This window comes from Blautia sp. An249 (assembly GCF_002159835.1).
Taxonomy (GTDB): Bacteria; Bacillota; Clostridia; order Lachnospirales; family Lachnospiraceae; genus Blautia_A; species Blautia_A avistercoris.
Genome location: NZ_NFJL01000015.1, coordinates 76,306 through 87,045, shown reverse-complemented (window position 1 = coordinate 87,045; position 10,740 = coordinate 76,306). Strand labels below are relative to the sequence as shown.

9 protein-coding genes are annotated in these 10,740 nt (G+C 47.6%); 1 reads left to right on the top strand and 8 read right to left on the bottom strand.

The features are described from left to right. Positions 1 to 90 precede the first annotated feature (90 nt). The gene (locus B5F53_RS13995) at positions 91 to 285 is read left to right on the top strand and encodes a hypothetical protein (RefSeq protein WP_087224447.1); all 195 of its coding nucleotides are present in this window, start codon (positions 91 to 93) and stop codon (positions 283 to 285) included. 144 nt (positions 286 to 429) lie between these two features. Here B5F53_RS13995 and B5F53_RS13990 read toward each other — a convergent pair whose 3' ends face one another. The 8 genes from B5F53_RS13990 to B5F53_RS13955 all read right to left on the bottom strand — a co-directional run bounded on the left by B5F53_RS13990 (position 430) and on the right by B5F53_RS13955 (position 10,739). After that, positions 430 to 1,482: a DUF5688 family protein gene (locus B5F53_RS13990; protein ID WP_087224445.1), complete on the bottom strand. Its 1,053-nt coding sequence runs from the start codon at positions 1,480 to 1,482 to the stop codon at positions 430 to 432. Between the two features lie 13 nt (positions 1,483 to 1,495). Continuing rightward, positions 1,496 to 3,598, bottom strand: coding sequence for a DNA topoisomerase 3 (locus B5F53_RS13985; RefSeq protein WP_087224443.1), 2,103 nt, complete (start codon positions 3,596 to 3,598; stop codon positions 1,496 to 1,498). 65 nt (positions 3,599 to 3,663) lie between these two features. Continuing rightward, positions 3,664 to 4,392, bottom strand: a complete 729-nt coding sequence (locus tag B5F53_RS13980; protein WP_162610615.1) for a CD1107 family mobile element protein — start codon at positions 4,390 to 4,392, stop codon at positions 3,664 to 3,666. Next, complete coding sequence (locus B5F53_RS13975) at positions 4,370 to 4,678, bottom strand: DUF4315 family protein (RefSeq protein WP_087224439.1); 309 nt, start codon at positions 4,676 to 4,678, stop codon at positions 4,370 to 4,372. Before B5F53_RS13975 ends, B5F53_RS13980 begins: the two co-directional genes overlap by 23 nt. Positions 4,679 to 4,693: 15 nt before the next feature. Beyond that, the gene (locus B5F53_RS13970) at positions 4,694 to 6,913 is read right to left on the bottom strand and encodes a C40 family peptidase (RefSeq protein WP_087224465.1); all 2,220 of its coding nucleotides are present in this window, start codon (positions 6,911 to 6,913) and stop codon (positions 4,694 to 4,696) included. Between the two features lie 102 nt (positions 6,914 to 7,015). Further along, entirely contained in the window at positions 7,016 to 9,388 is a 2,373-nt protein-coding gene (locus tag B5F53_RS13965) for a VirB4-like conjugal transfer ATPase, CD1110 family (RefSeq protein WP_242970329.1), read from the bottom strand. Positions 9,389 to 9,452: 64 nt separating this feature from the next. Then, the gene (locus tag B5F53_RS13960) at positions 9,453 to 9,842 is read right to left on the bottom strand and encodes a PrgI family protein (protein WP_087224437.1); all 390 of its coding nucleotides are present in this window, start codon (positions 9,840 to 9,842) and stop codon (positions 9,453 to 9,455) included. A 24-nt stretch (positions 9,843 to 9,866) separates the two neighbouring features. Further along, positions 9,867 to 10,739, bottom strand: a complete 873-nt coding sequence (locus B5F53_RS13955) for a VirB6/TrbL-like conjugal transfer protein, CD1112 family (RefSeq protein ID WP_087224435.1) — start codon at positions 10,737 to 10,739, stop codon at positions 9,867 to 9,869. Between the last annotated feature and the right edge of the window lies 1 nt (position 10,740).

The window sequence follows — 10,740 nt, the reverse complement described above, 5'->3', positions numbered from 1 at the left end:
GCCGGTCCCCTGCCTCTTTTTCTTCTCTTCCATAGTCTCCTGCTGCATGGTACAATCAAGGTATCTGATACAGAAACGGAGGCGGTCAATATGAAACGAGTCACTGAGGCAGAACTTGCAAAGGAACTTCGGGAACAGTATATGAAAAATCCTCCAGAAGGCATGACCTCTGATGAAGTCCGCAACATGAGTGATGACGACCTTTTGGACATGGATTATTTCTTACATGAATTTGATGATCTGGATGATGACGATTTCGGTGAGGAAGGTTTTTACATCTTCTGACCCTGAACCGTCTAATTGCCATGCCCGCTTTTCAGCGGGTTTTCTTTTTCTCAAATTTCCTCAATCACGCATTTTCCTATAAAGTAAAAAAGCCCCGCCCGCCACTAATGAAAGTGACGGGAGAGGCCATATGCTTCCCTTAAATTACAGTGATATTTCTGTGGCTTTATGTTTTGGCGTCTGAAGACGTTCTTTGACTGCATCTTTTACACCGTCTATTGCCTGATCCAGCTTCCGCTGCTGGAAACGGTCCGCCTTTTCAAAAACACGTTCTTTGGTATCATAATGATATACTTCATCTGTCAAACGTTCTTCCGGTGCAACCTGTGTATGGTTGATCTCATTGACCATTTCTTTCAGTTCCTTGTGGTCCAGAGAACCATCATCCGGAACAACGATCACTTCATTTATTGAAGAAGGAAGAATAAAATAATCTCCCTTCATGGACTCACCGATCTGATCCAGCATTCCGGGATAGAAGAGGGCAGACGCCCCATCTACGGTTTGTTCATTTGAAACAACCGTCATAGGGTTGGGGTTAGCTGAAATCATCTGATCCATTTCTTCTTCCATTGCTTTCAGTTCTTCAGCCCCCATACCGGATGCTTTCATATCATCCAGCATCATACGTCGAAGCAGTTTGTCCATGTTTTCTACTGTGGCTGGAAGCACTTTAGGACTGCTTACAAGAGCATCCTGATATAGCTGTTCTTTCGTAATACCGTACTGCTCCATGATGTTGTTGGTGATCATAGTGGAAGCCAGTCCCTCTTCACCAAGATCTACCGCCAAATGGAAAGTGATCGCAAGGTCTTCTTTTAATTCATAAGGAACATTCTGTAAAAGCTCCTGATTCTTTTCAGCCGAGGATACCCGCATAAACAGTTTTTCTTTTGCCAGGTCATACTGCAAGATACTTCCTATATTTAAGCCAGGCTGATCTCTTTGGATGATGGCTGAAATCTTCTCCATGACATCATAAATGCTCATTTCCGGATGAGCATTATAATAATCAAATAACTGCTCCATATTAACGGTTGGAGTCATAGTTCCCCCTTCCTGCAGCACCAGAAGCCCGGTATAACGATTATTCAGTTTTTGCTGTTCCTGCACCAGCACTTCTGCGTTTTCATATTCTCTGGGAAGATAGTCCCTGATAGATTCCTTTATTCTGTTTACAAATTCTTCAAAATTCATACTCTATGTCCTCCTATTTTCTCTTTGATTTCTTGTTATTCTTTGGAAAAGAAAGAGAGAAGACAATCTTTCCGTCTTCTCCCTTCATAAGCAGATCTGCTTCAAAATATCTTCCCGTTTTGGAAGAATACAGATCTTTGACGTGCGTACTTCCATTTTTCAGCAGTTCCGCCGCCATATTATTGTCAATCACTTTTCGCATATTCTGCAGATACCGGGTTTCTTTCCAGAGCACAAAGCTGCATTCCCGGTTGCTGCAATAATAATTTCGTTTCCCTGCATATACCAGACTTCCGCAAAAAGGACAGGTGCCAATGCTTTCCCTCGTCTGGAACTTCCTGGATTCCTCCTCACTGATCTGATCACATCCGTTCAGCATCATTGTGATCAGATTCCGGATCCCGGTCAGGAACTGTTCCGACTGGATCTTTCCGTGCTCCATTTCCAGCAGCTGATTCTCCCATTCAGCCGTCATAGATGCCGATTTCAGATAATCCGGAAGGATCTCGATCAGGGACTGCCCGTCATCTGTAGCCACGATCTGTTTCCCTTTCCTGCAGGCGTACTGGGAATGGACCAGTTTTTCAATGATCGATGCCCTGGTTGCCGGAGTCCCCAAGCCCTTTTTCTCTGTATCTGCATCAAATTCCTTATTTCCTGCCGTCTCCATTGCTGCAAGCAGCGTATCCTCCGTATAGGGTTTCGGCGGAGAAGTGAAATGTTCCGTCACCTTCGCTTCCACATGATAGAAGGTCTTCCCTTTTTTCACCTTTGGAATCGTCTCCTTTGCAGCCTCTTTCGGATCCTCTATAGCAATTCCGTCAGGATTTCGGAAACAAGCTTCGTAAATCTTCCAGCCCTGTTCCATAATCTCTTTCCCTTTCGCATGGAAATGCTCACCCTCGCATTCAACTTCCACAGAAATCTCACGGAAAACATGCTCCCTGCTGACAGCCTCCACCATGTGTACGGCAATCAGAAACAGAATCTTCTGCTCCGTTTCCTTCAGATCGTCCAGATGAGCATCCGCAAGCTCTATGGTGGGGATGATTGCATGGTGATCGGACACTTTTTTATTGTTCACGACCCGGCCAAGATCCGGTTTTTCCGGTTTATCAAAAGGCCCCATCAGCTGATATTTCTCATGAATCACACGGATCACCTGTCTGGCAGTTGTCTCCATATCTTCCGTCAGGAAATTACTGTCTGTCCTCGGGTAAGTGATCAGTTTTTCTTCATAAAGGCTCTGGGCAGCCGTAAGAGTCTGCTGCGCCGTAAAGCCATAGATGCGGTTTGCCTCTCTTTGCAGGGTAGTTAAGTCGTAGAGTCTGGGCGGTTTCACCTTCTTCTCTACACTCTCACAGGACATCACATGAGCATCTTTCCCGTCGCACAGGTTCTGGAGTTTTTCAGCTTCCTCCGGATCAAAGATCTTCTGCCGTTCCGCTTTCATGCCGTCACAATCCAGTTCCACGTTGAAATACTTCTCCTTCCGGAACTTTTTGATCTGTTCCATCCGGTCTACCAGCATGGCAAGTGTCGGGGTCTGAACCCTTCCTACTGTAAGTTTCTTGTAATACTTGGTTGTAAAAGCCCTGGTTGCGTTCATTCCTACCAGCCAGTCCGCTTTTGCACGGCAGACAGCCGCCTCCGCCAGATTCCGGTATTCTTCCGCATCTTTCAACTGTTCCATGCCCGCCCGGATCGCACTGTCTTCCATGGAGCTGACCCAGAGACGTTTCACCGGCTTTCTGCTTCCGGAAAGCTGGTACACCCGCCGGAAGATCAGTTCCCCTTCTCTTCCCGCATCACAGGCATTTACCACATACTCCACATCCGGACTGTTCAGCAACCGTTTCAGTGTATAAAACTGTTCTTTTTTCTCCTGGGATACCGCCAGTTTCCACTCATCCGGGATGATAGGAAGATCTTCATACTTCCAGCTTTCATATTTTTTATCATAACCATCCGGCGGCAGATATTCTGCCAGATGCCCCATGCACCAGCTCACGATACAGTCCTTTCCGGAAAGAAATCCTTCCTCCCTGTTCTCTGCCCCGATCACACGGGCGATCGCTCTTGATACGCTTGGTTTTTCTGCAATCACAAGATACATACGTCTATTCCTCCTTCAATGAAAAAAGAGAGAGATCTTTGTGCAATCCCTCTCCATAAAATCTTTTATCTGGTTTCTTCCCGTTCATCCACAGTTTCCAGGCCATCGTCCAGCTCAAGCCCTTCCTCATCCTCTTCTTCCTCTATCGCTTTCTTTTTCCGGATCTTAAGGAAGTAATAAGCCGCGATACCGGCTCCCGCCGCAAGGAAAATCACGATCAATCCTGCAGCATTGCCGGAGACTTCCTCTTCTGGCTCCTCCTCAACGGCCGGCTCTTTTTCCTGACCGGTTTCCGCAGACGCTCCTGTCTGGGATTCTTCTTCCAGCACAACAGCCGGTTCCTGTTTTTCTGATACAGATACAGCACCGTCTTTCAGAAATTCCTGCAGATCGTTTTCATCGATCTGAGAAAGCAGATAGACATTTTCAGTCGATGCGCTCCTGTCGATCACAAGATAAAATGTATTATTATTTTTGGTCGTGATTGTCAGGAACTCCTTACTTCCATCTTCTGTAATATCATCCTGCACCTGTGCGTTCCCGGGAGTGGTAAATGCCGTGCCTCCGGTCCCGTCTTCTTCCAGCACCGGTTCTGTCTGAGGTGTCTCAGTTGCTGCATCTGCCGGGACATTTTCCGTCTGACCGTTTTCCCCGGCCGAAGCAGACTGTTCCTGTGCTGCCTCCTGCCCTTCCGGAGGAGAAGCATTGGCAAATGCTGTTGTTGACGTTCCCAGGATCATGGCCACAGCCATGACCGCAGCCAGTACCCGCTTATTCCATTTCTTTCTCATCATTCTCATCCTCTCTTTCTTTATTTGAATCCTGCCGGACGAAAGAGCCTTTTCCGCTCCCATCCGTCTTCTTTCCGACTTCAAAGCGAACATTTCCGTCTTTCAGCCCGTCCAGGAACTGGAGGAGTTCTTCCCCCTCCAGCTTCATGCCCCGGATTGCCCGGATCATTTCATTATTTTCTTCCTCTTTCAAGGCGCTTTTGATCCCTTTCAGATACTGTTGGAGATCTGCGATCTTTTTCTCCGTCTTCTCAATCTCTTCTAGATACCGTCTGATCTTTTTATTCAAATCCTCACCTCCATTCTATGGCAGCCTGCCGTAACACATAAAATGCTGCTGCCAGTAACTGCTGTTGATATTTGCATACTGGACCGGATCCCCGCAGTGGATCATCATTCCATTACCTACATAGATACCGATGTGAGATGCTCCGGACGTATTGTACGTTCCCTGGAAGAAAATCAGATCTCCAGGTTTTGCTTCTCCCGGTGCCACGTAAGTACACTGTCCCCGCAGCCCTTCTGCTGTCAGTCGTCCGTAATTCCAGCCGTTTCCGCAGTTGTTTACTACATAGGAAACAAATCCGGAACAGTCAAATCCTGACGGGGAATATCCGCCCCATACATAAGGAACGCCCAGATATTTTTCCGCTTCGTGGATCATCCGAGCGAACTCTTCATCTTCCAGTGCTTCCGGCGGGATATCGTAGTCCATGCCCCCGGACCCTCCGGAAATTGCTCCGCTGTCCCAGAGATAATCCCGGTTTCCAAGCGTTGTATTCAGCGCATTGTAAAGAATCAGCTGTTCCTCATCCAGGTTTTCCCGCGCTATAGCGTCAAGCCCCTGGTTTGTGAGCGTCACATACAGGATTTTGACTGTCCTGGTATCGGTTACAGTTACCTCATTACTCCCGTTATCATCGGCCAGATAACATTCCCAGGTCTTGTGTCCATGAGCGGAAGCGGATGCATGATCGTCATAATAAACATCAAAATCTACACCGTACCGGTCAAAAGCCCCGGTGTCTTCTACGGTGTATTCCACACCATTCATTACAACTTTTGTTCCCATCGGGACGATTGGGTTAGAGGCATCCACCGCCAGGGTATGATTGGCCGTGGGATAAACTCCGCTGGCGGTCGGTCCGCCGGACCATTGACCGCAGCAGATGGAACAGCTGCAGTAGCCGCTCGTGACTACCTGTCCTAATGACTCTCCTACACGCACCGTCCGGGTCTCCGTCACGGTCTCTGTCCGTCCTTCTGTATGGAGGGAATACTGCTCCGAAAACAAAGCTTCAATCTCCGCCTCTACATCGGCATAGGTCCAGTCTCCGTATTTCGCAGTCAGGTATGATATCAGATGATAAGGATTATGAGAAATCTCACTCACGTTATAGTTGTATTCGTCATAATCGGGATGCGTGGACTCCATCTGGTTAATCTGTTCATTCAGTGCCGCTTCCAACGCAGCATAGGCGTTCTCTGCCGCATAAATATCTTCGTCTGAGCTTGGATATGTAGTAATCCCGATGACAGATCCGCTCCCCTGTACCGAAGCGCTGCAGCTGGAAAAGGCCACGGCGATCAATAGGAAGAGAAGTCCAAAAATTCCCAGGACGGCAAATACTGCATGGTTCCTTCTTGCCACTTCTTTTAAGGCGTTCTTTGCCTTAGTGGTCATAGTCTCGGTCGCGGCAGCCGCTTTTGAGGCTCCTGCTTTTCCTGAGGCCGCCCCGCTTCTCGCAGACTGATAAGCCTCTTTATAGCGTTTCCGCTGAAAAAAACGGTTCATAACAGTCTGGCGGTCTTCCTGCTTCTTCTTATTAAAAGAGGTACTTCCTGTCCCTTCCTGCCCTCCCTGCGTGAATTTCAATCTGCTTTCCGAAGTACTCTCCATATGGATCCCCCGCCGGCTGGCGCGGACGTCCGCTCTTTTACTCCGGTCCTGAGTACGTTTCAAGCTCACCGCAGCCCGTTCTGTCATCAGCTCCCCAGCCGAAGCAGCATCTACAGCAGCGTTATCATCCGCTTCCTCTGATGCTTTCACATGAACATATACCGAAGCGGCAGATGCCGCTGTTCCTGCGGCCTTGTGTCCTACTCCCATTCCGGCTCCCCGGACCATTTGGCTTCCTTCATCATCAAAAGCCAGTCGCCCGGATTTTGCCTGTTCTTCTTTCAGACGGGCCTTTTTCTGTCTGGTTTTGATCTGGGATTTCTGACCATCCAGTCCGTCTGTGTCTGGAACCGTCTCATGATCCCGGATTTTTTCTGACCGGTTCCTTACCTTTTCACTGTCTGCAGTTATCCGCTGTCTGCTTTGCGGATCTCCATCCACTGATATGCGCCGCTCCAATTTGGAGCCATCAACGCTTTCTCCTGCAGACACCTCCTCCTGTCGAAGAGATGCCTCCCGGATCTGTTTTTCAAATCTGGCGGACGGACGCCCCCTGGTTTTATCCGGCATATCTTTTTTCTGACCATCTCCGATATGTTCTTCCGTCAGACCATCCCTGGTCATCTTCTGTACCGTTTTTTCTTTGGCGGTATATTTCACTCCTGCCAGACTTTCCACCTCCTTTGCAAAAAGAAAGACCATTTACTGGAAACGGTAAATGGTCGGTTAATCTTTAACTTCTTCTGGTTTTGTCGTCATCAGGGAATACAGTTTCAGGCTCTTATCAAACTTATCCTTAAACGGGATGATCGTACTGCCATAAAACAAAAGCCCTTCGCCTTCTCCTGAATTGGTCACATAGGACAGCTGATACGGCGAAATATTCAGCTGTTTTGCCAGGATCTGCCGGTCGCCGGCGGCCTGGTTGAGCATCAGGATAAAATCACTGTTCTCAAAGATATTTTCAATCTCACGGCTTGCCAGCAGGTCTTTGATATTCTGAGTGATTCCGGTCGGGATGCCTCCCCATTTCCTGAACCTTTTCCAGATTTCTATACTGTAAGCCGCTGTCTGTTCTTCCTTCAAAAGAAGATGGAATTCATCTATATAATATCGCGTTGCCTTATGGCTGGCCCGGTTGACCGTCACCCGGTTCCAGACCTGATCCTGGACGATCAGCATTCCCAGCTTCTTCAGCTGTTTTCCCAGATCTTTCACGTCATAGCATACGATCCGGTTGTTAAGTTCCACATTGGTCCTGTGATTAAAGACATTCAATGATCCATTCACATAGATCTCAAGTGCTGTGGCGATCCTCTGCGCCTGGGGTTCTTTCTGCTTCCGGAGACAATCGTAAAGGTCGCCCAGCACAGGCATATTCTCCGGCCTTGGATCAGAAAAATACTTCTGATATACAAGCGGGAGACAGCGGTCGATTACCGATTTTTCCTCTGCCTCGATGCCATTTCTGCTTCCCATGATCAATTCACACAGCGACAGGACAAAATCTGATTTTACACCCAGCGGGTTATCATCATCAGAATAATCCATGTTGATATCCATAGGATTAATGTAGTCTTTACTGGTAGGTGAAATATGGATCACCTGCCCTCCTAAGGCGTGCACAAGAGGATAATACTCCCCCTCCGGATCTCCGATGATGATATCATCCTGCGTGATACAGAAGGCGTTGGTGATCTCACGCTTCGCGGCAAATGATTTTCCGGATCCAGGCGTACCAAGGATCAGCCCATTAGGATTCTTCAATTTTTTTCTGTCCACCATAATCATGTTGTTGGACAAGGCATTTAAACCGTAGTATAACGACTCCCCTTCCATAAAAAGCTCCTGACTTGTAAAAGGAACGAAAATTGCTGTACTCGTAGTTGTCAGAGCCCTCTTGATCGGCACATGGCCCACTCCCAGAGGAAGGCTGCTCATCAACCCTTCTTCCTGCTGATAATCCAGCCTTCTTAAGATACAGTTATATTTTTGTGCGATTCCTGCCGTCTGCAGGATGGCATTATCCAGTGCCTGCTTTGTCTTCGCAGTGTTCAGGAACAATACCGTTACAAGAAACATCCTTTCGTTTCTGCTCTGCAGATCTTCCAGCAGTCGTTTTGCCTCACCGCCGTAAGTGTTCAGATCCGACGGTATAATATCCATATCGTAGCCGGAACGGACCGCCTTTTTCTGCTCTTCGATCTTCATCCGGTTGATATCCGTCATTTTTCCTTTCACCAGCTTAATTGCCTTTACCTGATCCACAGACTGCACATGCAGATTGACGATCAGATTTTTATCCAGGTCCAAAAACTCCGCCAACATCTTATCGGTAAGTTCCGGCGCCAGGATCTGCAGGTACGAAACTGCGCCGATGGTATTTCCCATCTGGAACGTCTTTCCGTCCTTGAACACAAAACTGGTAGGCGCCACATAATCTTTTGTAGAGAGCCCACTATGGGCCATAGATCCATAATCGAACGGGATATCCCCCAGCTCGTCCGGATTCAGTATCTGACGCAGGATCTTCAATCGTTCCGCTCCATTTAACGGTTCTGCGGGAACACCCAGGATTTTAAAATTATTCAGGATATCAGTCTCTATACGCTCCAGTTTTGGCTTTGCCTCCCGGATATTATCCGCCTCTATGGAAAAAGTGATATACTTGGATTTCACCAGACCGTTATTCCCTTTTGCAAGCTGCCGATGCAGCATCCGAGCGTATTCTCTCCGGATCTCATCAAATTCATCATGCCTCCGGCGGATCCGGATCACCTTTTCAAATTCCTTCATGTTGCTCTTCTGATTGATAAAGCTAAGCTGAAAATGGATACTGCTGTCAAAATAATTCAGAAAATCGCACCAGTTTTCAAAGATCGCATTTTTGTCATCGTTTTGAGCCAGCTGATAATTGATATCCGAAAACCGGATTGTTTTGGAATAACATTTATCATGCACCCTGCAGATCCCGTCCTTTGCCATTTCCTTATAAGCAATCGTCCTCTGTGCAGATATCCTTTTCTCTTCTTTCTGCTTCTCCTTCTGATCTGCCTTCCCGCGGGGAGCTTTACGGCTGCCTTTTTTCGCGGCTTTCAAAGCCGCCTGCTGTTTCGCAGCTTTCTTCTCTTCTTTAGCCCGGCGCTTTTCCAGACGCCGTTTCTTACCGCTTCTTTCTGCCAAGGTTCTTTCCTCCCTTCTCCGATTTTTTTACTGTCACAGACACGGACTTTCCCGGATCTGTCTCAAAATAATTTTCCGTTTCATATTTTCTGACTGCCGGACGCAGCCATTTGACACGGATCATATGGATCAGCACCTCTTCCAGATGCATGCCGTCCTTTTCGTACATAGCGAAAAGAAAGGCCGGCAGCATCAGCAGGACCATAATTGTAGCAGCATTGCTGTTCCCCAGAACGCCTCTTGTAAGGAAATAAAAAGGAATTCCTGCCGCCGCTCCCGCCGCGATACAGATCAGCTGCCGCTTAGTCAGGTTAAACGCCACCTTATTCTTTACTTTTGTTAAATCTTTTGGAACACTGACATAAGCCATCGTCCAAATCCTCCTTCCTGAAATTTAATGGGCATTAAAAATTGATTTGCTGAGTGCTCCCGTCTTGAACAGGCTGAAACACAGCACAACCGTGTAAGCCATCACTCCGAAGAGAGAGGAACTTAAGTTATCCGAATACTGGATGCCCGCCACCAGTATGGAATAGATTGCCACGCATACCATCATCAGGAATGCCTGGAACGCCAGGGCAAAAAGGCCCCGGAAATAATTGGTCCCGATCTGTCCCCATTCGCGGTTGGTCATAGTAGCAAATGGAATCGGGGCGATTGAAGTATACAGATAAATCTCGATCATTCGACCATACAGGATTACCGTGATCAGAACACTCATGATCTTCATGCCAAAGCTGACAATCAGCGTTTCCAGCACCAGAACGACCAGTTCCCCGATCTCCATAGCTTCCAGTGCTGTGTCCAGGTCTGTCAGCACAGAACTGATATCTATCTCTGTACTTCCGGTGATCACACCTGCCGCAGAATTGACCACACTTTGCCCTACATCAAATACGGCCATCGTAATGGTAAATGTATTGCTGACCAGATAGACCGCGATCCACATCTTTACAAAGTACTTGAAGAACATCCATGTATCGACATCATGCATGTTGTTTTTCTCTGTGATCATACTGATCAGTTCATAGCAGAGCACAAATGTGATGATGATCCCTGCAATCGGCAGGATCACCGTTTCCGATAAGTTTTCGATCATACTGAATATGCTGCTGTTCCAGCCCTGCGGGGTCTGTCCAACCTGAACGGCAATCTCACTGGTCTTTTCATTGACATCGGTAAACATCCGGTCCAGGTTGGAATGAATGATCCCTGTGAGGAGTCCCCTCATCCACTCTTCAATCGCATCAAAGATCTGATCGAACATG